Below are 24511 nucleotides of genomic sequence, written 5' to 3' on the forward strand. Positions count from 1 at the left end.
GTCGAACGCTCGGGTCGGGTGAGTTCAGCGCTCGAGAGCGCGAGAGTCCTACGTTCGCGGTGCGTGAGTTCAACGTTCGCGTGGTCGTGGCGCGGAGGCAAAAGATCAAAAGCGTCCTCGCCGGACGGGCAGATCAGCAGGATGACCTCGACTGCCTGGTTCTGTGGCGGGTCCGTTGTGGTGCGGGTTTCGTGTCATCCCACCGACCTCCCTCCGGGCTACCACCCGCGTCAAGGGGGCAGCCAACAGTGCAAGCCGCGGGTATTGGACCCACAGCCCCCTTGACACGCGCGGTAGGGCACAGCCAGGTCGGCGGGATGACACGAAGCCCTCCCTTTGTGAGGGAGGGCGTGGTGGTGTGTGAACGGGGGAGTGGTGGTGTGGGGGGTTTAGCCGCGGATGTCGAGGCGGCGGCGGCGGGCGATTTCGGCTAGGACGACGCCTGCGGCGACGGAGGCGTTCAGGGATTCGACGCCGGCGGCCATGGGGATGGAGACCGTTTGGTCGCACGTTTCCTTGACCAGGCGGGAGAGGCCGCGGCCTTCGGAGCCCACGACGACCACTAGGGGGCCGGTGGCCAGGTCGAGGCCGTCGACGTCGACGTCGCCGTCAGCGTCCAGGCCGATGATCATCAGGCCTGCGTCGGCCCACTCCTTGAGCTGGCGGGTCAGGTTGGTGGCGATGGCGATCGGCATCCGGGCGGCGGTGCCCGCGCTGGTTCGCCAGGCGACGGCGGTGATGCCTGCGGAGCGGCGTTGGGGAAGGACGACGCCGTGGGCGCCGAAGGCCGCTGCCGAGCGCACGACGGCGCCGAGGTTGCGGGGGTCGGTGACGCCGTCCAGGGCCACCAGGAGGGGGGGTAGGCCGGATTGGTTCGCGATCTTGAGCAGGTCGCGGGGTTCGGCGTACTCGTAGGGCGGCACCTGGAGGCCGAGGCCCTGGTGCATGGCGCCGCCGGTGATGCGGTCCAGTTCGCCGCGCTGGACCTCAAGCACGGAGATGCCGCGGGTGGCCGCCAGTTGCACCGCCTCGGCGACCCGGTCGTCCGCGTCGATGCCCAGCGCCACGTACAGCGCCGTCGCCGGGATGCCGGCGCGCAGGCACTCGACCACCGGGTTGCGGCCGGCCACGGTTTCCGGGCCGTTCTCGGCGGCCTTGCGGCGCTGGGAACGCACCTGCTCGGCCTTTGCCGCGGCGTTCGCGCGCTTGTACGCGGGGTGGTTCGGTCGTTCGGTCGCCTTCGGGGTGGGGCCCTTGCCCTGCAGGCCCTTCGACTTCTGCCCGCCGGAACCGACGACCGCGCCCTTCTTGGAGCCGGGGTTGCGCATGGCGCCCCGGCGCTTGGAGTTACCAGCCACGAGCTCAGTCGTCCTTCAACGTCCACAACGGACCGTCGGGGGTGTCCTCGACGGCGATACCGGCCAGCAGCAGGTGATCGCGCAGCGCGTCCGCGCGCGCGAAATCCCTGTCCTTGCGGGCCTGCGACCGCTCTTCCAGCAGTCGCTCCACCAGCGCGCCCAACGCGCGTCTGCCCGCGCCGCCCGCCGCGGCGTCGTGCCACAGCGGCGACAGCGGGTCCAACCCGAGCACGCCGGTCATCGCCCGCACCGACTCGGCGGCGGCACGCGCGCCCAGGTCGTCACCGGACTCCAGAGCCGTGTTGCCCTCGCGCACCCGCTTGTGGATCGCGGCCAACGCGCCGGGTGTGCCCATGTCGTCGTCCATCGACGCCACGAACGCGGGCGACAGCTCGCCGTCCGCGCTCACGGCGCCCGTGCGCTCGACCACGCGCCGCAGGAACGACTCGATCCGCCGGTAGGCCGACACCGACTCGTCCAACGCCTCGGGCGAGTACTCGATCGTCGAGCGGTAGTGCGGGCCGACCAGGTAGTAGCGGAGTTCGGGGGCGCGGACCTGCTCCAGCATCGCCGGGATCGACACCGTGTTGCCCAGCGACTTCGACATCTTCTCGCCGCTGAGCGTCACCCAGGCGTTGTGCATCCAGTACCGGGAGAAGCCGTCGCCGGCCGCCCGCGACTGCGCCTGCTCGTTCTCGTGGTGCGGGAAGATCAGGTCGATGCCGCCGCCGTGGATGTCGAACGTCCCACCGAGGTACGCGGTCGCCATCGCCGAGCACTCCAGGTGCCACCCGGGCCGGCCCGGACCCCACGGCGTCGGCCACGACGGCTCGCCCGGCTTCGCCGCCTTCCACAGCGTGAAGTCGCGCGGGTCGCGCTTGCCCGTGGCGGCGGACTCGCCCTGGTGCACCTCGTCCAGCTTCTGCCCGGACAGCGCGCCGTACTCCGGGAACGACGTCACGGAGAAGTACACGTCGCCGTCGGAGGCGTACGCGTGGCCCTTCTCGATCAGCCGGTCCATCAGCTCGACCATCTGCGTGACGTGGCCCGTCGCGCGCGGCGAGTACGACGCGGGCAGGCAGCCCAGCACGTCGTAGGCGTCGTCGAACGCCCGTTCGTGCTGGTAGGCCCACTCCCACCACTCGGCGCCGTGCTCGGCGGCCTTGGTGAGGATCTTGTCGTCGATGTCCGTGACGTTGCGCACCAGCCGCACGGTCGAGCCGTCACGGCCCAGCCAGCGCCGCAGCACGTCGAAGTTGAGGCCGCTGCGCACGTGCCCGATGTGCGGAACGCCCTGCACCGTGGCCCCACAGACGTAGATCGACGCCGTTCCGCTGACCTGCGGGATGAACTCCCGCATGGACCGGGTCGCGGTGTCGAAGAGGTGGAGGCTCACGTGAAGATGGTACGGGCGGTGACCAGGCGGGGTTGAATCGCCCGGTCAGATGTGCTTGCGGAGCACCTGCAGGAGCGCCTCCGGGCGGCTGCCGGTCGGCAGCGGCTCGACGATCTCGACCTGGCAGCCGACCGCCGCCGCGCCGCCGTCGGCCTCGGCGCTGTCGCCGATCATGAGCGCCTCGGTGGGGTGCACGCCGAGCCGGTCGCAGGCGATGCGGAAGATCTTCGGGTCCGGCTTGACGAAGCCCTCCTGGTAGGAGAGCACGAACTCGTCCACCCGGTTCTCGACGCCGTGACGGGCGAAGACGGCGGAGATGTCCCACGCGATGTTGCTGACGACCGCGGTCGGCAGCTCGGTGCCCAGCGCCTGCGCGGTGTCCGGGTACGGCTGCCAGAACGGCGGGCTGCACAGGTCGGCGTAGAACTTGGCCGGGTCCTTCGCGCCCGCCTTCGCCAGCACGGCGAGGTGCATGTCGCGGTGCGCGTCGGGGTCGAGGTCGCGGCGTTCCCACTGCGCCGGGTCGATGTCCAGCCCGTCCGCCAGGCCGACGGGCGCGGTGAGCGCGCGCATCAGGCCGGCGTGGGCGGCCAGCGAGTCGTGCTCCAAGCGGAACAGGGTGCCGGAGAAGTCGAAGAGCACGGCGCGGATCGTCACATAACGCACGTTACGTGGTTCGGACATCGGAGGTCTCGTCTATCCCGCAGACAGTGAACAGCCTCACCAGACCGGAGTAGCGCCGCCGGTGTCAGGCGGCGTTGCCGGTGACCTTCGTCGGCGTCAGGCGCAGCACCACGCGCACCTGGCCCGGTCCGGGCTGGGAGAAGTCGCGGCCGTAGTACTTCCGCGCCAAGGTGTTCATCACCGCGAGGCCCTCGTCCTCCACGACGGTCACGGTGCCGCGGATCTCCGCGTAACGCTCCGGGTCCTCGTCGCTCCACACGCTCACGCTGGCCCGCGGGTCGCGCACCAGGTTGCGGGCCTTGGCGCGCTGGCGCAGCGTCGAGAACAACAGGTCGTCGCCGTCGCGGGTGACCCACACCACCGATGTCTGGGGGCTGCCGTCCGGGTTCAGCGTCGCCATCACGGCGAAGTTCTTCCCGTCGACCAGGGCGCGCGTCGCCGCGCTGAGGGTGACCGCCATGCGGCTCAGGCTAGCGGGACGATCAACGCGGTGGCCACGGCGGCGATGCCCTCGCCGCGTCCGGTCAACCCCAGGCCGTCGGTGGTCGTGCCGCTGACCGACACCGGGCCGCCGACCGCTTCCGACAGCACCCGCTGCGCCTCGTCACGGCGCTTGCCGATCTTCGGCGCGTTGCCGATGACCTGCACGGCGGCGTTGCCGACCCGGTAGCCGGCCTCCTCGACCAGGCGACGTGCCTCGGCGAGGAACTCCACGCCGTGCCGCCCGGACCAGCGCGGATCGCTCGTGCCGAACACCGCGCCCAGGTCGCCGAGCCCGGCGGCGGACAGCAACGCGTCGCACAGCGCGTGCGCGGCCACGTCACCGTCCGAGTGGCCGGCGCAGCCGTCGGCGTCGTCCCAGCGCAAGCCCGCCAGCCAGCACTCCCGGCCGCGTTCCACCTGGTGGACGTCGGTGCCGATGCCCACCCTGGGGATCACGGTGCTCCTCCGGTGCCGACCAGCAGCGCCTCGGCCACGGCCAGGTCGAACTTCGTGGTGATCTTCATGGCGTCGGGGTGCCCGGGCACGGTGACGACCGGCACGCCGAGCCGTTCGACCAGGCCCGCGTCGTCCGTGGCGCCCAGGCCGGCTTCGTGCGCGACCTCGTGCGCGCGCAGCAGCACGGCCGCGTCGAAGCCCTGGGGTGTCTGCACGACGCGCAACGCCGCGCGGTCCGGTGTGGCGACCACCACGCCGTCGGCGTCGACCTGCTTGACCGTGTCCGCGACCGGCAGCACCGGGATGACAGCCGGGTGACCTGCGGCGACGGCGTCCACGACGGCACTGACGACGGCGGGCGGCGTGAACGCGCGGGCCGCGTCGTGAACGAGCACGATCGAAGTGTCGGGGATCTCACGCAAGGCGTACGTTAGGGCCAGGCGCACCGAGTCCGACCTCTCGGCGCCCCCGGCCACGACGTGCACCGCCCCGTCGGCTGGGGCCAACGGGGCGGTGACGGTACTCACAACGTCCACATCGGACGGCGGCGCGGCGATCACCACGTGCCGCACGCGACCGGAGTCGAACAGGCCGCGCACCGCACGCACGAGCAGCGGAACGCCGTCGACCGGTACGAGCGCTTTGGGCATGCCATAGCCCAACCGCTCACCCCGGCCCGCCGCGGGCACGAGCGCGACCACACCCATGTTCGCGGTTTCCGAGATGGTGGGTGGAACGATCAGGACGCGGTAGCCAGGACCTCGTCGAGGAGGACCTCAGCCTTGTCCTCGTCGGTGCCCTCGGCCAGCGCCAGTTCGCTAACCAGTATCTGTCGAGCCTTCGCCAGCATCCGCTTCTCACCAGCGGACAGTCCGCGATCCTTCTCGCGCCGCCAGAGGTCGCGCACCACTTCGGCCACCTTGTTCACGTCACCGGACGCGAGCTTCTCGAGGTTGGCCTTGTACCGCCGGGACCAGTTGGTCGGCTCCTCCGTGTGGGGAGCACGCAAGACCTCGAAGACCTTGTCAAGACCCTCCTGGCCGACGACGTCACGAACGCCCACGATCTCGGCGTTGTCGGCGGGGACGCGAACCGTGAGGTCGCCTTGGGCAACCTTGAGGACGAGGTACTTCTTCTCCTCGCCCTTGATCACACGGGTCTCGATTGCTTCGATGAGAGCGGCACCGTGGTGCGGGTAGACGACGGTCTCTCCGACCTTGAAAACCATGTGTCCTCTGCCCCTTTCGCTAACCCCATCCTAACACGCCGAGCAATCCCCTCATCGGCCTGTTGAGATCAGTTAGCGCTGGTCAGGGCCGCGTGGGGGGTTGACAAATCACCCGGTCGCATGCAACGCCCGAGGTCGATCTTGCTCCACTGTGGACGTGCGGACGTGGGGTGTGAGGCGCTGTGGGGCACCACATGCCGCAGGTCCGAGGGCACCCGGTTAGGCTCCTGGACTGGTGGTCGGACCCGCTACTACCGGGTACGACCCGCCTCGTCAGCACACCGGGAAGGGATCCGAGCAGCCGTGGGTCGCGCACTCCAGAAGTCACCAGCGCCGCGCCGCCTGGCCGTCGTGGCCGCCCTGGCGACCGGCCTCGGCTTGGCCGCCGCAGGTTGCAGCGCAGGTCAGGTCACGCAGACGGACACCCAGGTGGCCGTCGTCAACGGGGCCAACGGGCAGGTGGGAGACATCGCCGTCCGTGACGCGCAGTTCCTGTTCCCGGTCGCGCACGGCTCCTACGAAGAGGGCGACGACGCGCCGATCGTGGTCGTGATCGCCAACAACGGCACCGGTGTGGACAAGCTGCTGGGTGTGACCAGCGAGTTCTCCGCGCCGGCCGAGATCACCGGTGACACGCGGTTGGAGCCGTCGTCGGCGGTTGTCGGCGAAGCGGAGCAGGGCGACACGGGGAGCCACGCGACGACGACGACCAAGTCGGCGGCGTCGTCCTCGCCGTCGGACTCGCACGGGTCCTCGGACTCGCACGCGTCGACCACGACCGCGACGACCACCACGCCATCTGGTTCGGTGACGACGACTACTACGACGGGTACGGCGACGTCGGGTAGCGGCACGTCGGTGTCGGGCCCGCCGACGACGGGGACGAAGTTGCCGTCGTCCGCGGATCCGACGGAGCCCGGTGTGGTGAAGATCGTGTTGAAGGGGTTGAAGAAGCCGCTCCGGCCGGGTGAGACGATCCGGGTCACGTTCCTGTTCGAGCAGGCCGGTGAAGTGACGCTGGAGCTGCCGATCGGCGCCACTCCGGAGCCGAGGCAGGACGCTCCTTCGGAGCACTGAGAGCATCCGGCACCGCAAGCTGCGCAGAGGTCCCCGCCCAGGTTTGGGTGGGGACCTTTGTCGTGGAGGCGTGTCGTCGGGGGTCGGCGGTGTTGTCGGAGGTGGCGGATAGCCTCCGGGTGTGGCGAAGACAGCACGGGTGGCCAGGGCGACGTACCGGTGCGCGGAGTGCGGGCACGAGGTGGCCAAGTGGGTCGGGCGGTGCCCGGAGTGCCAGGCCTGGGGGACGGTGGAGGAGCGGGGGGTGTCGGCGGCTCCGCGGTTCCTCGCGGGGGCGCCCAGCAGTGAGGCGCGGCCCATCGGGCAGGTCGACATCGAGTCCGCCCGGGCGGTGTCGACCGGTGTGCTGGAGCTCGACCGGGTGCTCGGTGGTGGGCTCGTGCCGGGTGCGGTGGTGTTGTTGGCGGGGGAGCCGGGGGTCGGGAAGTCGACGCTGTTGCTCGAGGTGGCGCACCAGTGGGCGTTGTCGGTCGGTCGTTGCCTTTACGTCACCGGTGAGGAGTCGGCGGGGCAGGTGCGGTTGCGGGCGGATCGGACCGGGAACCTCCACGACGAGATCTACCTGGCGGCCGAGAGCGACATCTCGGCGGTTCTCGGGCAGGTGGACGTGGTCAAGCCGAGCATGTTGATCGTGGACTCCGTGCAGACCATGTCCTCGCCGGCGGTGGACGGTGCGCCTGGTGGGGTCAGCCAAGTCCGGGCCGTGACCGGTGGGTTGATCGCGGTCGCCAAGGAACGTGGGCTGCCGGTGGTGCTGGTCGGGCACGTGACGAAGGACGGCTCGGTGGCCGGGCCGCGCGTGTTGGAGCACTTGGTGGACGTGGTGCTGCAGTTCGAGGGGGACAGGCACTCGTCGTTGCGGCTGCTGCGGGGGGTGAAGAACCGGTTCGGGCCGGCGGACGAGGTCGGTTGCTTCGAGTTGCGCGACGACGGCATCGCGGGGGTGCCCGATCCGTCCGGTCTGTTCCTGCACCGTCGGGACCAGGCGGTGTCGGGTACCGCGGTCACGGTGGTGGTGGAGGGCAAGCGGCCCATGTTGGGTGAGGTGCAGGCGCTGGTGACGCCGACCGCGCTGCCCGCGCCGCGGCGTGCGGTGAGCGGGCTCGACTCGGCACGGCTCGCCATGGTCCTCGCGGTGCTGGAGAAGCGCGGTCGGGTCGGGTTGGGGAACAAGGACGTCTTCACCGCCACCGTCGGCGGCATGAGGCTCGTCGAGCCCGCGGTGGATTTGGCGGTGGCGTTGGCGGTCGCGTCGGCGGCCACCGACCTGCCCCTGCCGCACGACCTGGTGGTGGTCGGTGAGGTGGGGCTGTCGGGGGAGTTGCGCCGCGTCAACGGGGTCGGCCGCCGGCTCACCGAGGCTGCCCGGCTCGGCTTCACCAAGGCGCTCGTGCCGCCGGACGCCGGTCCGCTGCCCCAGGGCACGCGGGCGCTCGTGGCGAACGACCTGCACGAGGCGCTGAACCTGCTCAACCTGCGGAAATAGCGAACGGCGCCCCCGAGGTGGGGGCGCCGTCCGGTGAGCACGCCTACTTGCCGGCGGCCAGCAGCTGGGCGCAGCGGATCAGGCCCAGGTGGCTGTACGCCTGCGGGTGGTTGCCCAGGGAACGCTCCGCGATCGGGTCGTACTCCTCGGGCAGCAGACCGGTCGGCCCGGCCGCGTCCACCATCTGCGCGAACAGCTCCTCGGCCTCGGTGCGCCGTCCGGTGAGCAGGTAGGCCTCGATCATCCACGCCGCGCACAGGTGGAAGCCGCCCTCGTCGCCCGGCAGGCCGTCGTCACGCCGGTACCGGTACACCGTGGAACCCGACCGAAGCTCGGCCTCGATCGCGGTCACGGTGGCCTGGAACCGGTCGTCGGTCGGGTCGATCAACCCCGACAGCCCGACGTGCAGCGACGCCGCGTCCAGGTCGTCGCCGTCGTACGCGGTGGTGAAGGACTGCGCTTCCTCGCTCCACCCGTGCTTGAGCACGTCGTTGGAGATGGTGTCGCGCAGCACCGGCCACGACGGGTCGATCTCGCGCCCGTACGCCTCGGCCAGCTTCACCGCCCGGTCCAACGTCACCCAGCACATGACCTTGGAGTACACGTGGTGGCGCGGCGCGTGCCGCTCCTCCCAGATGCCGTGGTCGGGCTCGTGCCAGCGGCGGGCGACCGCCTCGGCCATCGCCTGGACCATCGTCCAGTCCTTGTCGGTCAGCGAGCCGCGCGCGGCGGCCAGCTGCACGACCAGGTCCACCACGGGACCGAACACGTCCAGCTGCACCTGCTGGTTGGCGAGGTTGCCCACGCGCACCGGCCGCGACCCGGCGTACCCGGGCAGCGTGTCGATGACCGCCTCCGCGCCGAGCATGGTGCCCTGCAACGTGTACAGCGGGTGCAGCCGCTCCGGGCCGGGCAGGGTCGACAGCACCCCGTGCACCCACCCCAGGAACGCCTCCGCCTCGCCGAGCGACCCGACCGACACCAGCGCCTGTGCGGTCAGCGCCGCGTCACGCAGCCAGCAGTACCGGTAGTCCCAGTTCCGGATGCCGCCGAGTTCCTCGGGCAGCGAGGTGGTGGCGGCGGCCATGATCGCGCCGGTGTCGTGGTGCACCAGGCCCTTCAAGGTCAACGCCGAGCGCAGCACCAGGTCCGACTCGACCTGCGGCAGCCTCAGCGTCGCCGCCCAGTCCGACCAGAACGCGCCCGCCCGCGCCCGCCGCTCCGGCTCGCCGAGCGTGGCCTCGGACAGGTCGTCCGTGCCGCAGCGCAGTTCGAGCAGGATCGGCGCGCCCTCGCGGGGACGCACGACGGCCGTCGCGGTCTCCTGGATGCCGTCGGACGTGATCTGCCAGTCGACGCCCGGCGAGCGCAGCACCATCGGGTCCGAGGTGCCGACGACCCGCAGGCCGTCGCGCTCGCGCAGCAGCCGCACCGGCACCTGGCCGAACTCCGGCCGCGGCGCGAACGTGATCACCGCGTTGGTCGAGCCGGAGACGCGCCGCACCAGGTCGGTGCGGTGCGAGGCCAGGTCGTGGTCCAGGTAGTCGGTGACGAGGAGCCGGGACCACCGCGTCTCCACGATCATGGTGCCCGGCACGTACCGCTGGCCCAGGGGCAGCGAGCCGTGCTCCGGCTTGATCGAGAAGTGGCCCGCGGCGGGCCCGCCGAGCAGGTCGGCGAACACCGCCGCCGAGTCCGGCTCCGGGTGGCACAGCCAGTTCAGCCGCGCGTCGGGGGTCAGCAGCGCGACCGACCGCTCGTTGGCGAGCATGGTCAGCCGCTCGATCGGCACGGCCTGGTCGCCGTGCAGCCACGCCCGCCGTTCTTCCAGCAGGAACGCCAGCACGGTGGCCACGTCGACGCTGTCGCCGACGTAGTACTCGGCCAGCGACTCGCCCTCGCCGACCTTGATGCCGACGTCGGGCCCGCTCAGCCGGGCAAACGCTTTCTCGTCGGTCACGTCGTCACCGACGAACACGGCCGCGGTCGCCGACGCGCGGTGCCGCAGGACGTCCAGGGCGTGGCCCTTGTCCGTCTGCACCACGGCCAGCTCGATCACGGCCTTGCCCTCGGTGACCTGCACGCCGTCCCAGGTGGCCGGGCCGGTGCGCACGGCGTGGAGAACCCGCTCCCCCACGGCGGGATCGGCACGGCGGACGTGCACCGCGATGCTCGCGGGTTTCACTTCGAGGCCGACGCCTTCGTGGCCGGCGACGACCCCTTCCAGTTCTGTTTCCAGGCGACGGTGCAGTTGCTTCGCGTCAGCGTCCAGCGCGTGCACGAAACCGACGTCGAACTCGGATCCGTGCGAACCCACCAGGTGCACCTCGGACGGCAGGCGCGACAGCGTCGCCAGGTCGCGCAGTGCGCGCCCGGAGATCACCGCGGCCGTCGTCTCGTGCAGACCGGCCAGGGAGCGCAACGCGCCCACCGACTCGGGCAGCGGGCGGGCGTCCTCTGGGTTGGCCACGATCGGAGCCAATGTCCCGTCGTAGTCGCAGGCGACCAGCAGGCGCGGTGTGCGTGCCAACTGCACGATCGCACGACGAAGTTCGGCGGGGAGGGCCTCGGCGGTCAACGCCCCTCCTCAATGCTCGGTGGGACAAGGTCGGTAACTGTGATCTGATTACAGCGGCGGTCTGAACTGATTCAGATCGTGGACTGCGTGCCCAAGGCATCAAGAAACGATCGAGCCCAGCGGTCGACGTCGTGCGTGAGGACTTGGCGGCGCAGCGCGCGCATCCTACGGCGGCCTTCGGCCGGATCCAGCGTGAGGGCGGCTTCCAACGCGTTCTTCACGCCGTCCAGGTCGTGCGGGTTGACGAGGAACGCGCTCGTGAGTTCGGCCGCCGCGCCGGCGAATTCGGAGAGCACCAGCGCGCCGCCGAGGTCGTAGCGCGTGGCGACGTACTCCTTGCAGACCAGGTTCATCCCGTCGCGCACCGGGGTCACCACCATGACGTCGGCGGCGGTCATGAACGCGGTCAGCTCACGCCGGTTGACCGATTGGTGCAGGTAGTGGACCACGGGGTGGCCCACGGTGGAGAACTCGCCGTTGATCCGGCCGACGGCCTGCTCGATCTCGCCGCGCATCTGCTTGTAGTGCTCGACGCGTTCGCGGCTGGGCGTGGCGAGCTGCACCATGGTCACCTCGCCGGGGTTCACGCGGCCGTCGGCGAGGAGTTCGTGCAGGGCGCGCAGGCGCACGTCGATGCCCTTGGTGTAGTCGAGGCGGTCCACACCGAGCAGGATCTTCTTCGGGTTCCCGAGGTCTTCGCGAATTTGTTTCGCGTGTTTTTGGACTTCTTTGTCCCGCGCGAGCGCGTCGAGACCCGCCGAGTCGATAGAGATCGGGAATGCGCCGACCCGAACCGTGCGGTCCCCGACCTGGACGACACCGGGCCTCGTGCGCACGCCGACCGCGCCGCGGCTCGGCTCCAGGCCGACCAGGCGGCGGGCCAGCCAGAGGAAGTTCTGCGCGCCGCCGGGCCGGTGGAAGCCGACCAGGTCCGCGCCGAGCAGCCCGCGGATGATCTCCGTGCGCCACGGCAGCTGCATGAACAGCTCCACCGGCGGGAACGGGATGTGCAGGAAGAAGCCGATGCGCAGGTCCGGGCGCAGCTCGCGCAGCATGGCCGGCACGAGTTGGAGCTGGTAGTCCTGCACCCAGACCGTGGCGCCCTGGGCGGCGACCTTCGCGGTCACGTCCGCGAACCGCTGGTTGACCCGCACGTAGGCGTTCCACCAGCGCCGGTGGAACGCGGGCGGCGCGACGACGTCGTGGTAGAGCGGCCACAGCGTGCCGTTGGAGAAGCCCTCGTAGTAGTCGGCGACCTCGCTGGCGCTCAACGCGACGGGGTGCAGCTGGAGGCCGTCCTCCTCGAACGCGTCCACCTCGGCGTCCGCGATGCCGGGCCAGCCGACCCAGGCGCCGCTGTGCGTGCGCAGGAACGGCTCCAGGGCGGTGACCAGGCCACCGGGGCTGTGCTTCCAGCGTTGCGTGCCATCGGGCAGGCGCTCCAGGTCAACCGGGAGGCGGTTGGCCACGACCAGGAAATCCGCGCCGTTCTCGCCAATGCTGCTCACCGGGTAGCGCCTCCTAAGGGATTCGTCTCGCCCACCGTCGAGGTTAGTGGGAACGCGCAGGTTGGATGCCCTGTCGTCACACCCGTCACACTGTGTTGACTTGACGAAAGCCCGTCAGGTGGGCGATCTCACGTGGAAACGCTGTGTTCAGGCGCTCAACGCCGGGAACGGGCCGCCAGCCGGCCCAGCCCGGTGCGCACGGGGCGACCCAGATATTCACCCAGGACGACGCCGCTCGCCAGCGCGAGGGCCGTGCCCGCCGCCAGCACGAGCGTCGACAAGCCGGCCGCGTCGCCTTCGGCGGTCAGCTGGTAGAGGCCCCGGTACGTGGTCCAGCCGGGCAGCAGCGGCACCATGCCTGCCACCGCCACGAGCAGCGGCGGCGTGCCCAGCCGGCGGGAGAGGATCTTGCCGAGGAAGCCCACCGCGGTGGCCGCGACGACCGCGGACGTGATGGCGTTCGTGCCGGTGAGGACGAGCAGGCCGTAGCTGGCCGTGCCCACCGCGCCCGCGACGGCGGCCATCGGCAGCGCCCGGACCGGCGCGTAGCTGGCCAGGGCGAAGAACGCGGACGTGGCCGCGCCCGCCGCGAACTGCGTCGGCACCTCCGAGATCAGCGGCGGCAGCGGGTCGGCGATGCTCGTCTGCACGCCGAACTGCACGCCCGCGCGCAGGGTGAGCGTGATGCCCGCGATGAGGCCCGCGGTGAGCAGCCCGATCTCCACCGTGCGGCCGGCGGCGGTGACGTGGTAGCCGGTGATGGCGTCCTGCACGGTGCCGACCAGCGACAGCCCGGACAGCAGCACCACGATCCCGGTCGCGATCAACAACGACGGCCGCACGGCCGGCAGCAGGTCCGTCGCGTACATCGCCACCGCCACCGACGTGGCCAGGGCCCCGCCGACCACCTGCTGGAAGAAGAACGGCAGCGCGCGCCGGTTGAGGACCCGCCCCACCCGGTCGATCAACGCCGTGACCACCGCCGCCGTCGCCGCGAGCAACGGCCCACCGCCGACCAGGAACGCCACCGCGGCCGCCATGCCCGCCCACGCCACCGTGGCCACCCAACGGGGGTACGGGTGGTCGGCCCGGCTGATCCGGTCGATCTCGGCGGACGCGTCCGCGGCCGTGACGCCGTCGGAGGTGATCCGCCGGATCAGGTCCTCCACGGCGGCGAGCCTGCTGTAGTCGACGCTGCGACCGCGCACCACGCGCATGGCCGTCACGGGCGCGGCCTCCGTGCCGCGGTGGCACGAGACGGTGATCGACGTGTAGATCACGTCCACCTCGGTGTTCGGCAGGCCGTACGCGGTCGTGACCGCCAGGATCGTGGCCGTCACGTCGGCCACCCCCGCGCCGCCCGCCATCTGAGCCTCGCCGACGCGCAGCGCCAGGTCGAGCACCAGGTGGACGGTCGAGTCGTCCGGAAGGGACGGACCTTCGACCGGTCGTGCCTGCTCGGTGTGCTGGAACCGCCGGCGCCACAGCCGCACCCGCGTCACCTCCTCGCTCGCCTGACCGCCACGCCCGACCGTGTCACATTCGAGGCTGTGTCATGCGCCACCCCTGGACGGGGTACCTGGACCAGGTGAGTCGATCACTGTGCGTTCAATACTGTTGATAGCGCTGGCCAGCGGTTTTGCGGGTCGCCAGGGCCACCCGGACGGTACCCGCGACCTCCGGATGGACCAACGCGGGCCCACCGTGAGCAGACCGTTCGCCGCAGGTAGCACCCCCTGCGGGCGCTTACGATGTTCCCGGCCTCCGGGCCACGCCGGTGTAGCTCAATTGGCAGAGCACTCGCCTTGTAAGCGAAAGGTTGCGGGTTCAAGTCCCGCCACCGGCTCGGCACGACTGCCCGCCTGTCTGGGAAAACCCTGGTCAGGCGGGCAGTTTCATGATCATAGCGGGTCCGGGGGTCGTGCTCGGCCCGCCGGTCTGCGGGTGGGGTCTCGGCGCGGTGGGTGGCCGATGGCCGGCGCTGCGGCGTTCCGCGCGGTTCCGTGAGGGCTGCAATCTGTCCAGAGTACTTCCGTCGCAGCTGCGCTGCCATTTATTCCGATGGCGACCGGTGAAGGGTCGGAGTGGTGTCCCGCCGACAGGACGGTGAAGTGGTGTGGCTGGACGGCGGGCGGTGTGCGATGTATTCCGCAGCGCTTTGAGCTGGGGTTACGGCCGCACAGATGAGGTGGAAGTGATTCGGGTCACTTTGATTTAATTGACAGTGTCGGGTGTGTCGGTACTTTGTCGAATGCAGGTTGATTCAGTGAGATGAACCCATAGGGGGAATTGTGGGGAACAAGGTCAAGTCCAAGTCGTGGGCGGGCATGGGGCTGCTCGTCGCCGCGCTCTTCGCGTCTCCATTCACCGCGCAGGCGAGCGCGACCCCGGCTTCGGGGGAGTTCCAGGCGCTCGCGTGGCGGACCGTCGGCGACCCCTACCCGAACACCGACCAGGGTCGTCGTCACTGCGACATCGACGGCGCCATCCTCATGCAAGAGGGCAACGTCAACGCCGTCCAGTGCCTGGTCGACGGTGAGACGGGCGACCGGATCTGGCTCTGGGCCGACTTCAAGTGATCCGGCTCGCGAAGTGATCCGGCTCGAGGCCTAGCCGGACTGCCGGAGCACGGTCGCGGCCCGTGCCCGGCAGGCACGGGCCGCGACTCGCGTGCGTCCCCTACTCGCGGTCGGTGATGACCTGGTAGGCCACGCCGCCGTGGTCCTCGCCCTCGACGAACTGGACGAGGTTCGTCAGGTACTCGCCCGGCGCCCCGGGGGTGAAGACGAGTTCCGCGGTGAACGCCTCACCGGGCAGGAGCGGCACGCCGAGCAGCGCCGCCCGCCTCGGGTCGAGCTGCAACGCGGTCTCGCCGACCTGCTTCACGCCCTCGGCCTGGCCGCCGCCGGCCCGCCAGCGCTCGAACAGGCGCGGGCCGAGGTCGATCACCACGGTGCCCGCCACCGGCTTCTCACCGGTCAGCACGAGGTCGGTCTTGACCTCCCGCTCGGTCGCGTTGCCCAGGGTGAACCAGGACCTCACCGGCTGGAACACCTTGCCCCGCACGGTCTGGAGGTTCTTCCACGCGATGTTGTTGTTGTTCCGGGTGTTCTGCGCGGTGTTGGAGCCCTCGGCGAAGGTCATCGGGTCCGTCGCCGACACCCAGCGCGCCAACAGGCAGAAGTGGCCCGGGCCCGGGATGCCGGTCCACGGGATCTTCGCCACCGTGCCGCCCGTGGGGACGGTGAGCGACTGCTGGCCGATGTAGACCCAGCTGCCGTTGGTGGCGTTGTTCCACGTCGTGCCTCCGCCGGCGGGCGTGCGGTAGACCTTGAGCGTGCCGGTGCTCGCGGCGGTGGCGTTGTTCAGCCGCACGTGGATGAAGTTCGTCGCGCCGACGACCGGCTGGATGCCCGCGCAGTCCGCCGTGGTCGGGCAGACCTTGATGTCCGGGCTGTTCCACACGGTGCCGTTCGGGTTCGGCTCGGCGCCCGTGTCGGTCACCTGGTCGCGGATGACCACATCGGTCTGCCGGCAGTCCGACAGGAGCTTGCGGATGGCGTCCGCCGTGCCCGCGCCGGTGGCCGTCGTCTGCGTGAACACGCCACCGGTCGTGGAGGCGTAGTTCTGCATGATCGGCGTGATCACGGGGGTGTAGGTGGCCGACGTCGGCACGTACACCGGCGAGATCTTGATGCCCTTGCCGAGCGCGTCGTTCGCCCGCTGCGCGGCGTTGGCGACGTCCGCGGCCGCGTGCACGTTGTCGAACCCGCCGGGGCGGGCGTCGGTCACCAGCACGACGAACTTCATCGCGTTCGACCGCCACACGCCGCCGAAGTCGACGTTCTGGGGCCGACCGGCCGCGGGCAGGTTGTTGACGACCGTGTTCAGCGCCTCGTCGGACGCCTCCGGCTCGCTGCCGCCCGCACTCGCGGCGAGGGTGTTGGTGACGTAGCCCGTCACCGCCGCCGCGTTGCCGGGCGCGAGGGTGTTGTGGACGGTGATGTTGTCCTTGAACGTGACCAGGCCGAGCCGGTAGTCGCCGCCGGACGCCGTGACGACGTCGTTCACGATGGCGTTGATGCCGGTCTTCAGGTTGGTGATGGCCCCACCCATGCTGCCGGTGTCGTCGAGGACGAACGCGACGTCGAGAGGACCGCACGGTGAGGCGGCGGGCGCAGGGGCGGCCACCGCGGGCGAGGTGAACTGGACGGCTGAGGCGGTCAGCGCGGCGACCGCTAACAGCGTGCCGCGTCTGAGTGAGCGACGCATGTGATCTCTTTCCGCTCGCACGTCCGGACGCAGGGTCCGGGAGCTCGGACACCGATGTCCGGGCACACCAGGCGGATGGTCGGACGATCGGCGGAATACGGACCGAAAAGAGCAACTTCGTCCGGTTCCCCGAGCGGCAAACGGCAGCCGGGCGTGCCAAGGTGGGGAGGTGGTCCACCTCCCAGACGCCTCGCGGTACGACCGGATGACCTACCGGCGGTGCGGGCGCAGCGGGCTCAGGTTGCCCGCCGTGTCGCTCGGCCTGTGGCACAACTTCGGCGACGACCGGCCGTACGAGACGGGCCGGGCGATCGTGCGGCGGGCGTTCGACCTCGGCGTGACGCACTTCGACCTGGCGAACAACTACGGCCCGCCCTACGGCTCGGCCGAGGTCAACTTCGGTCGGATGGTGGCCGACGACCTGCGGCCCCACCGGGACGAGCTGGTGATCTCCACCAAGGCCGGCTACGACATGTGGCCCGGGCCGTACGGCGAGTGGGGGTCCCGCAAGTACCTGCTGTCCTCGTTGGACCAGTCGCTGGCCCGCCTCGGCCTCGACCACGTGGACATCTTTTACTCGCACCGGTTCGACCCGGACACGCCGCTGGAGGAGACCGTCGGCGCTCTGGTGAGCGCGGTGCAGCAGGGCAAGGCGCTGTACGTCGGCATCTCGTCCTACTCGGCGACCAAGACCCGTGAGGCGGCCGAACTGCTGCGCACGGCGGGCGTGCCGCTGCTGATCCACCAGCCCTCGTACTCGATGCTCAACCGGTGGATCGAGCGCGACCTGCTGGACGCGCTCGGCGAGCTGGGCGTCGGCTGCATCGCGTTCTCGCCGTTGGCGCAGGGCATGTTGACGGACAAGTACCTGGACGGCGTGCCCGCCGGGTCCCGGGCGAAGCAGGGCAAGTCGTTGAGCGAGGAGTGGCTGAGCGAGGCCAACCTGGCGCACGTGCGCGCGTTGAACGACATCGCGGCGTCGCGCGGCCAGTCGTTGGCGCAGCTCGCGCTCACCTGGGCGCTGCGCGACGACCGGGTCACGTCGGTGCTGATCGGGGCGAGCAGCGTCGGCCAGCTGGAGGCGAACGTGGCGGCGTTGGACGGCCCGCCGCTCACCGACGACGAGGTCGAGCGGATCGACGTGCACGCGGTCGACTCGGGCATCGACCTGTGGGCGGAGTCGTCGAACGCCGGCTAGCGCGGCAGCGTCACGGTGAAGACGGTCGAGCCGGGCCGGCTGGTCAGCTCCACCGTGCCGCCGTGCGCGGCGACCAGGGAGTGCACCACCGCCAGCCCCAGGCCGCTGCCGCCGCGATCGCGGGTGCGCGAGTCGTCCACCCGGTAGAAGCGGTCGAAGATGCGGGACCGGTCGGCGGCCGGGATGCCGGGGCCGGTGTCGCCCACCCGCAGCACGGCCGAGCCGTCCCGCACCGAGACCGACACCGAGACCGACGTGCCCGCGGGCGTGTGCACGGCGGCGTTGGTGAGGAGGTTGTCCACCACCTGCCGCAGCCGCAGCGGGTCGAACGCCAGCCGCACCGGCTCGGCCGGCACGGTCAGCGTCAGCGGGTGCGTCGGCCGGGCCGCGCGGAACGCGTCCGCCGCCTCCCGCGCCAACGCCGCCAGGTCGCCGTCGGCCAACCGCAACGGCGTCTCCTCCTCCGCCGAGTCCAGCCGGGCGAGCAGCAGCAGGTCGTCCAGCAGCACGCTCATCCGCGCCGCCTCCGACCGCAGCTTCTCCAGGTGCGCCTCGCGTTCCTCCGGTGCGTTCGCCGCCGCGTACCGGAACAGGTCCGCGTAACCCCGGATCGACGTCAACGGCGTGCGCAGCTCGTGCGACGCGTCCGCGATGAACCGCCGCAACCGCTGCTCGGCGGCCGTGCGCGCGGCCAGCGACGTGTCGATGTGGTCCAGCATCGTGTTGAACGCCGTGCGCAGCTCCTCGACCTCCGCGCCGCCGTTGCCGCCCTCCGCCCGCACCGGCAGCCGGGCCGAGTCGGTCAGGTCGTGCGACGTGATGTCGTGCGCGGTCCGCGCCATGTCGCTCAACGGCTGCAACCCGCGCCGCAGCACCGCCCGGCCGATCACCACGAACGCGACCAGCGCGAGCAGGAACGTGGCCACCTCCACGATCACCAGCTGCCGCACGGTCGTGGTGATGTCGTTCATCGGCGCCGCGCTGACCAGCACCAAGCCGTCGGACATCCGGCAGCCGCGCAGCCGGTACGCGCCGTCGCCGTGCAGGTAGTCCGTCCGGTACACGGGGTCGCGGCCGTCGACCTGCAAGGCCACCTCGGTCAGCTCGGCGCTGTCGGCCGGGAGGTCGTCGCGGTTCTTCGGCGTGGCGGTGCCGTCACGCACCTCGTAGACGACCGAGTACCAGCCGTACGCCTTGCCCTTGATCGTGCCGTTCTTGGCGAAGTCCTTCTTCAGCGAGATCTGGGTCGTCTCCATCTGCGCGTCGAGGCGGTGTTCCAGGTACTCCTGCATGCTCTGCGCCATCACCGTGCCGACGACCGCGAACACCGCCAGCGCCAACGCGCCCAAGCCCAACGCCAGGCGCGTGCCCAGGCGCAGGCGACGGCGTGTCACTCCGCGGCTCGCCGCAGCACGTAGCCCACGCCCCGGACGGTGTGGATCAAGGGCTCGCCGCCGTCGTCCAGCTTGCGCCGCAGGTGCGAGACGACCAGCTCGACCACGTTGGACCGGCCGCCGAAGTCGTACTCCCACACGTGGTCGAGGATCTGCGCCTTGGTCAGCACGGCCGGCGACCGGCGCATCAGGTAGCGCAGCAGCTCGTACTCGGTGGGCGTGAGCGTGATCAGCTTCCCGGCCCGGCGCACCTCGCGGGTGTCCTCGTCCAGGGCCAGGTCGGACACCTTCAGCACGGACCGCTTCCACGTGGGCCCGGTCGACCGCCGCAGCACGGCCCGCAGCCGTGCCATCAGCTCCTCCACCGAGAACGGCTTGACCAGGTAGTCGTCACCGCCGCGGGTGAGGCCCGCGACCCGGTCCGCGGTGCCGTCCCGGGCGGTCAGGAACACCACCGGCACCATCGCGCCGGACGAGCGGAGGCGGTCCAGCACGGTGAAGCCGTCCAGGTCGGGCAGCATCAGGTCGAGCACGACGATGTCGGGGTGGAAGTCGGCGGCGGTCCGCAACGCGGCCTCACCGCTGCCCGCGGTCACCGCCTGCCACCCCTCGTACCGCGCCACCGTCGCCACGAGGTCCGCGATGTGCGGCTCGTCGTCCACCACGAGCAGTCGAACCGAAGCGCCCTTGTCCACCCGCCCATCGTGCGGCACCTCCCGGTGGTGGGCGAGGGCATCGGTCGGCTGAGGACCCGATCAACAGCGAGTCGACAGGTTCGTGACAGCTCGCGCACAGGGTCGTTGGCGTCGTGATCGGTGCGTGGGGTGGTTCACAAGGTTAAGGAGGTGGGCCGGCTGTGATGGCTCACACGCTCTCTGCTACGGTTCTGCCACGGGTTTTCCCGCTCCACGGCCAGGTCAGCCGGGTTCCGCGCTCGGGGCGTGTCCCTGCGCAGACCGCGTGGAGAGCCGGCCTCGGTCGCACGCATTCGGGAACGTGCGTGCCGAGGCCGGCTTCACTCGTCTCAGGCCCCGTATCGGGTGAAGTCGAAGTCCTGGTCGGTGACGGAGTGGCCCAGGTCGGAACCCAGTCGGGTGAGCAGGTCCACCAGTTCCAGTCCCGCCAGCCAGTCGCGTGGCAACGCTGAGGTGCCGTGCAGCGCGCCGAGGATGTTGCCCGTGAGCGCCGCCGTGGCGTCGCTGCCGCCGGAGTGGTTGGCCGCCGCGCGCAGGGCGTCCACGAACTGCGCCCGCCTCGGGTAGACGAGCACCGTGTGGACGGCGATCGCCATCGCCTCCGGGCCCGTCCAGCCGCTGCCCAGGCGATCGACCCGGACCGACTCGAACCCGAGCGCCTTGTGCTCGTCGGCGAAGATCACGGCCCGGTTGAGCGTGTTCGCCGTGTACGGGTCGTCCCGCAGCACCCGGCCGATGACCTGGTCCACGGCCTCCCGGATCGGCCGCCCGCGCACCGCGAGCAGGTGGATGAGCAGCGCGAACGCCCCACCGGACACCCAGCCGCCGGTGCCGCCGTGGGTCAGCGCGGCGAACCGGCAGCCCAAGTCGTAGGCGATCTCGGCACTGGGCGCGAACCCGGCGGGCGCGGTGCGGGTGACGCCGTTGCAGCCGGACGAGTCGTTGTGCGGGGCCTCGGGCGTCGGCGGTGCGTCGGCGGCGAGCGCGCGCAGGCACGTCAGGCCCGGCGAACGGCTCGAGTACAGCCGCTCGTCGCCGACGAGGCCGACGGCGCCGGGCTCGGGCGCGGCGACCTGCTGGGTGATCAACCAGCGGCGGTAGCTCTGCCAGACGACCTCGACCGGGTCCCACTCGCCCGTGGTCTGGCCGCGCACCCACGCGCGCAGGTAGCCGTCGGCGGTGAACAGGGTGAGCTGCGTGTCGTCGGTGACCAGCGCGGGACGTGGCGGCGCCAGCACACCCTCCGGGCCGTGGTCTCGTTGGATGTCCGTCCACCCGAGGTACTGGATGGGTGCGCCGAGGGCGTCGCCCAGCGCGCCGCCCAACAGGCACGCCGCGCCACGGTCGACCACGTTCATCGGCTCGCGCGGCACTTGCCCTCCTGCACTCGCCCAGAACTCGGCCGGGACGTCCGGGGCCAAAACCCTAGCCGTCGGGCGCCCGTCCGGTCATGGGAGCACGACTAGTTGAGCAAGCAACATTTACCCACAGGTATCTAACGGCACCTCCGACGCACCTGATCCAGTGACCAAGCCGTAGTTGCACGAGGCGGGGGAGGGGCATGGCTGACCGGAGCAAGAGCGGGCTGGAGTTCGGCGTCCTCGGACCGTTGCAGGTGCTCGCGGACGGCCGACAGCTCGTCATCGGCCGCAAGGGGATGCGCGGCCTGCTCGCGATGCTGGTGCTGGACGCCAACCGGGTCGTCCCGATCGACGAGATCGTGGACAGCCTGTGGGCCGACGAGCCGCCCGCCACGGCCAGGACGATCGTGCACGGCTACGTGTCGCGGCTGCGCCGGATGCTGGAACAGGCCGACCCGGCCGGCTCCGCGCGGATCCTCACCACGCCGCCCGGCTACCAGCTCTCGGTCGACCCGTGGCGGCTCGACTTCCACCGGGCCCGGCAGCTCGTGTCGAGCGCGCGCGGCAAGCCCGCGCCGATCCGGGCGCAGCTGCTGCGCGAATCGCTCGGCCTGTGGCGCGGCCAGGTGCTGTCGGACGTGCCGGGCGACCCGGTCACGTCCGACCTGGAGGAGCTTCGGCTTGCCGCAGTGGAAGAGCGCATCGAGGCCGAGCTGGAACTGGGCCGCCACCTCGAACTCGTCGGCGAGCTGCGGCAGCTGGTCAACGAGCACCCGTTCCGGGAACGACTGGTCGGCCACATGATGCGCGCCCTGTACCGGTCGGGTCAGCGCGCCGACGCGTTGGAGGCCTACCAGCGCTTCCACCGCCGCGTCGTGGACGAGCTCGGCATCGACCCCGGCCCCGGTCTGCGCGTGCTGCACGAACAGGTGCTCCGCGACGACCCGGCGCTCAGCTCGCCCGGCCTGGCCGAGCCCGCCGTCGTGCCACCGCGCCCCGGCGTCGTCGTGCCGGCCCAGTTGCCCGCCGCGGCCAGCGGATTCATCGGTCGCGACGAGGAACTGGCCTGGTTGGACCGCCTGTGCGACTCGCGCGACCTGGCCGCCACGACCATCGCCGTGGTCAACGGCGCGGCCGGCATCGGCAAGAGCGAGCTCGCCGTCACGTGGGGCCACCGCCGGGCCGAGCAGTTCCCGGACGGCCTCCTCTTCGCGTCCCTGAACGGCTTCGCCCCGGACCGCGAGCCGGTCGAGCCCGCCGAAGTCCTGGCCCGGTTCCTGCTGGCGCTCGGCGTGCCGTCCGACGGCGTGCCGAGGGACCTGGACGACCGCGTCGGCCTGTACCGCTCGGTGCTGGCCAAGCGGCGCGTGCTGGTCGTCCTGGACGACGCGTGGGACCCCGAGCACGTCCGCCTGCTCCTGCCTCCCGGCGCCGGGTCGGTCGTCCTCGTGACCAGCCGCCGGCGCCTGGAGTCCCTGGTCGTCAGCAACGGCGCGCGCATGCTCACGCTGGACACGTTGTCCGACGACGAGTCCATCCGCCTGGTCGACGAGGTCGTGGGCAAGCCGCTGTCCGACCAGGAACCGGCGGCCATCCGCATGCTGGTCGAACTCTGCGGCAACCTGCCCCTGGCCCTGCGGATCGCCGCCGCCAAGCTCGTCTTCAGTCCGGAGTGGACGGTCGAGGCCCTGGTGGCGCAGCTCTCCGACGACGCGGCCCGGCTGCGCACCCTGGACCTGGCCGACACCGGCGTAGGCGTGGAACGGGCCCTCGCGGTGTCGTACCGCAACCTGCCGCCGGAACTGGCGGACACGTTCCGCGCCGCAGGCCTCGTGCCCGGCCGCTGGGTGAGCCCGCACTCCATCGCCGCCGTCTGCGACATCGACCTGGGCACCGCCGCCGCCCGCCTGGCCGACCTCGCCGACGCGCACCTCCTCGTGGAGCAGTGGCGCGGCGGCTTCGTCCTGCACGACCTGGTCCGCCTCTACGCCCGCGGCGTCGTCGAGCACCGGGAACGCGGCCTGCGCCGCCTCATGGACCACTACCTGTCCGCCTGCGACCACGCGAGACGCCTGATCAGACCGGTCTCCGACGGCCTCGACTTCACCGGCGACTCCACCGCGCCGCGCCCGGCCACCTCGGAGCAGGCGCTGTCCTGGTTCGACAAGGAGTGGTCCAACCTCATCGCCCTCGTGCACGCCGGTTCGGAAACCGGTCTCCACGTGCAGGTCTGGCAACTCGTCCGCCTGGTCCACACCTACTGCGTGACCAGGCTCGTCAGCCGGGAGTGGCGCGGCATCGCCGAATTCGGCCTCGCCTCCGCCAGGGTGATCGGCGACCGCCGCGGCGAAATGCTCGTGCTGCACGCCATGCACGACATCAACAACCGCGCCGGAGCCCTGCGCGGCACCCTCGACCAAGCCCGACTGGCCCACCGAATAGCCGTGGACCTGGCCGAACCCCGCTACCTGGTGATGACCCTCGACCAACTGGCCTTGGCGCTCGTCGCCGAAGGCCGGGTGGAAGAAGCCCTGGGCCACTACCGCGAAGCCGTCGACCTGGCCCGCCGGGACGGCGACGCCCTCGGCGAAGCCACCGTGCTCAACAACCTGGCCCAAGTGGAGCAACGACTCGGCCAACGTGAAACGGCGGCCCAACACCAATTCCTGGCAATGGAGATCTACCACCGCAACGGCGACGAACGGGCCTACGCGGTCGCGATGAACAACCTGGCCGAGCTCTACGCCGAACTGGGCCTGTTACCGGAGGCCGAAGAACACGCCCGCCGCGGCGTGGAACTGGCCCGTGGCGGCTCCATGCAGTTCGAGGAGGCGTTCGGCCGCCAAGTGCTCGGATCGGTCCTGGCCAGACGCGGAGAACGCGTTGCGGCACAAGCGGAGCTGGCGGAATCGCTTCGGTTGTTCGTACGCCTCGGCTCCCCTCGAGCCATGTTGGTCCGAACGGCTCTTGAAGCCTTGACCTCTGAGGTTTAGCCGCTGTTTAGCACGACATGACGAAGTCGTGGGAACTTGGAGGCGCGCTGATCACCGAGTCGCGGTCAGCGCCGGGTGGCTCTTGGTAGGGGGAACCAGGGGGGAAAGCCACCCAACCCCGGCTGGCCGGCGTTCGGGGGAGAGCGCCGGCCAGCTGGCTCTAGTATTGAATTGCGCCGCCTCCGGCATCGCGGTCGAGGTCGCAATTAGCACACAACCAACAACACCACAACGGACCCGCCACACCACCGCAGAGGCCCGATTTGACATGGGTTCGGGTGCTTTAGGCTGGTCGAAGCCGGCAGGCCTGGCGGGACGCTTTACCCCGCCGGGCCTGCCGGCTT

General features: G+C 70.9%; 19 protein-coding genes and 1 tRNA gene. 6 read left to right on the top strand and 14 right to left on the bottom strand.

From position 1 onward, the window contains the following. Window positions 1-389: 389 nt before the first annotated feature. The 7 genes from rlmB to ADK67_RS08685 form a co-directional block, all read right to left on the bottom strand. On the bottom strand, window positions 390-1358 hold the full coding sequence (gene rlmB, locus ADK67_RS08655; RefSeq protein ID WP_053715871.1) for a 23S rRNA (guanosine(2251)-2'-O)-methyltransferase RlmB: 969 nt from the start codon (window positions 1356-1358) through the stop codon (window positions 390-392). A 4-nt stretch (window positions 1359-1362) separates the two neighbouring features. Beyond that, window positions 1363-2754: a cysteine--tRNA ligase gene (gene cysS / locus ADK67_RS08660; protein WP_053715872.1), complete on the bottom strand. Its 1392-nt coding sequence runs from the start codon at window positions 2752-2754 to the stop codon at window positions 1363-1365. Window positions 2755-2799: 45 nt separating this feature from the next. Next, a complete protein-coding gene (locus tag ADK67_RS08665) occupies window positions 2800-3411 on the bottom strand; it encodes an HAD family hydrolase (protein WP_053715873.1) in 612 nt (203 codons plus the stop codon). A gap of 91 nt (window positions 3412-3502) precedes the next feature. Next, complete coding sequence (locus ADK67_RS08670; protein WP_053715874.1) at window positions 3503-3898, bottom strand: PPOX class F420-dependent oxidoreductase; 396 nt, start codon at window positions 3896-3898, stop codon at window positions 3503-3505. Between the two features lie 5 nt (window positions 3899-3903). Continuing rightward, on the bottom strand, window positions 3904-4377 hold the full coding sequence (gene ispF, locus ADK67_RS08675) for a 2-C-methyl-D-erythritol 2,4-cyclodiphosphate synthase (RefSeq protein ID WP_231648077.1): 474 nt from the start codon (window positions 4375-4377) through the stop codon (window positions 3904-3906). After that, a complete protein-coding gene (ispD, locus tag ADK67_RS08680) occupies window positions 4374-5084 on the bottom strand; it encodes a 2-C-methyl-D-erythritol 4-phosphate cytidylyltransferase (RefSeq protein WP_053715875.1) in 711 nt (236 codons plus the stop codon). The genes ispF and ispD overlap by 4 nt, the downstream gene beginning before the upstream one ends. Before the next feature lie 32 nt (window positions 5085-5116). Further along, the gene (locus ADK67_RS08685; protein ID WP_012782996.1) at window positions 5117-5605 is read right to left on the bottom strand and encodes a CarD family transcriptional regulator; all 489 of its coding nucleotides are present in this window, start codon (window positions 5603-5605) and stop codon (window positions 5117-5119) included. A gap of 303 nt (window positions 5606-5908) precedes the next feature. On the opposite strand from ADK67_RS08685, the gene ADK67_RS08690 reads away from it, so the two are divergent. Next, complete coding sequence (locus ADK67_RS08690; protein WP_157620015.1) at window positions 5909-6682, top strand: hypothetical protein; 774 nt, start codon at window positions 5909-5911, stop codon at window positions 6680-6682. 121 nt (window positions 6683-6803) lie between these two features. After that, window positions 6804-8168, top strand: a complete 1365-nt coding sequence (gene radA / locus ADK67_RS08695) for a DNA repair protein RadA (RefSeq protein ID WP_082403314.1) — start codon at window positions 6804-6806, stop codon at window positions 8166-8168. A gap of 43 nt (window positions 8169-8211) precedes the next feature. Here radA and otsB read toward each other — a convergent pair whose 3' ends face one another. The 3 genes from otsB to ADK67_RS08710 all read right to left on the bottom strand — a co-directional run bounded on the left by otsB (window position 8212) and on the right by ADK67_RS08710 (window position 13747). Further along, window positions 8212-10746 carry a trehalose-phosphatase gene (gene otsB, locus ADK67_RS08700; protein ID WP_053715878.1) on the bottom strand — a complete coding sequence of 845 codons (2535 nt, stop codon included), beginning with the start codon at window positions 10744-10746 and terminating at the stop codon, window positions 8212-8214. Window positions 10747-10817: 71 nt separating this feature from the next. Continuing rightward, entirely contained in the window at window positions 10818-12254 is a 1437-nt protein-coding gene (locus ADK67_RS08705) for an alpha,alpha-trehalose-phosphate synthase (UDP-forming) (protein ID WP_053715879.1), read from the bottom strand. Between the two features lie 155 nt (window positions 12255-12409). Then, window positions 12410-13747 (bottom strand): threonine/serine ThrE exporter family protein, encoded by a 1338-nt coding sequence (locus tag ADK67_RS08710; protein WP_053715916.1) that lies wholly within the window; start codon window positions 13745-13747, stop codon window positions 12410-12412. 280 nt (window positions 13748-14027) lie between these two features. Between ADK67_RS08710 and ADK67_RS08715 the strand changes: the two genes are divergently transcribed. Together ADK67_RS08715 and ADK67_RS08720 are read left to right on the top strand one after the other, a co-directional pair. Next, window positions 14028-14100, top strand: a tRNA-Thr gene (locus ADK67_RS08715). A 445-nt stretch (window positions 14101-14545) separates the two neighbouring features. Continuing rightward, the gene (locus ADK67_RS08720; RefSeq protein WP_053715880.1) at window positions 14546-14833 is read left to right on the top strand and encodes a hypothetical protein; all 288 of its coding nucleotides are present in this window, start codon (window positions 14546-14548) and stop codon (window positions 14831-14833) included. A gap of 100 nt (window positions 14834-14933) precedes the next feature. Here the strand turns inward: ADK67_RS08720 and ADK67_RS08725 are convergent, their stop codons facing one another. Next, on the bottom strand, window positions 14934-16526 hold the full coding sequence (locus ADK67_RS08725; protein WP_053715881.1) for a vWA domain-containing protein: 1593 nt from the start codon (window positions 16524-16526) through the stop codon (window positions 14934-14936). A gap of 169 nt (window positions 16527-16695) precedes the next feature. On the opposite strand from ADK67_RS08725, the gene mgrA reads away from it, so the two are divergent. Then, window positions 16696-17724, top strand: a complete 1029-nt coding sequence (gene mgrA / locus ADK67_RS08730; RefSeq protein WP_053715882.1) for an L-glyceraldehyde 3-phosphate reductase — start codon at window positions 16696-16698, stop codon at window positions 17722-17724. Here the strand turns inward: mgrA and ADK67_RS08735 are convergent. The 3 genes from ADK67_RS08735 to ADK67_RS08745 form a co-directional block, all read right to left on the bottom strand. Continuing rightward, entirely contained in the window at window positions 17721-19118 is a 1398-nt protein-coding gene (locus ADK67_RS08735; protein ID WP_053715883.1) for a sensor histidine kinase, read from the bottom strand. The two genes, mgrA and ADK67_RS08735, sit on opposite strands and share 4 nt — an antisense overlap. Beyond that, window positions 19115-19813 carry a response regulator transcription factor gene (locus tag ADK67_RS08740; protein ID WP_053715884.1) on the bottom strand — a complete coding sequence of 233 codons (699 nt, stop codon included), beginning with the start codon at window positions 19811-19813 and terminating at the stop codon, window positions 19115-19117. The genes ADK67_RS08735 and ADK67_RS08740 overlap by 4 nt, the downstream gene beginning before the upstream one ends. Window positions 19814-20142: 329 nt before the next feature. Continuing rightward, window positions 20143-21186, bottom strand: a complete 1044-nt coding sequence (locus ADK67_RS08745) for an ADP-ribosylglycohydrolase family protein (RefSeq protein WP_053715885.1) — start codon at window positions 21184-21186, stop codon at window positions 20143-20145. Window positions 21187-21374: 188 nt separating this feature from the next. On the opposite strand from ADK67_RS08745, the gene ADK67_RS08750 reads away from it, so the two are divergent. Continuing rightward, the gene (locus ADK67_RS08750; RefSeq protein ID WP_053715886.1) at window positions 21375-24167 is read left to right on the top strand and encodes an AfsR/SARP family transcriptional regulator; all 2793 of its coding nucleotides are present in this window, start codon (window positions 21375-21377) and stop codon (window positions 24165-24167) included. The last annotated feature ends 344 nt before the right edge of the window (window positions 24168-24511 follow it).

The sequence above is a fragment of the Saccharothrix sp. NRRL B-16348 genome (genome assembly GCF_001280085.1).
Lineage (GTDB): Bacteria > Actinomycetota > Actinomycetes > Mycobacteriales > Pseudonocardiaceae > Actinosynnema.

Bases quoted from the DNA above. Each gene is read 5' to 3' on its own strand.
- ispD (WP_053715875.1), bottom strand. From the start codon at position 5,084: ATGGGTGTGGTCGCGCTCGTGCCCGCGGCGGGCCGGGGTGAGCGGTTG.
- ADK67_RS08750 (WP_053715886.1), top strand. From the start codon at position 21,375: ATGGCTGACCGGAGCAAGAGCGGGCTGGAGTTCGGCGTCCTCGGACCG.
- ADK67_RS08725 (WP_053715881.1), bottom strand. From the start codon at position 16,526: ATGCGTCGCTCACTCAGACGCGGCACGCTGTTAGCGGTCGCCGCGCTG.
- ADK67_RS08670 (WP_053715874.1), bottom strand. From the start codon at position 3,898: ATGGCGGTCACCCTCAGCGCGGCGACGCGCGCCCTGGTCGACGGGAAG.
- ADK67_RS08685 (WP_012782996.1), bottom strand. From the start codon at position 5,605: ATGGTTTTCAAGGTCGGAGAGACCGTCGTCTACCCGCACCACGGTGCC.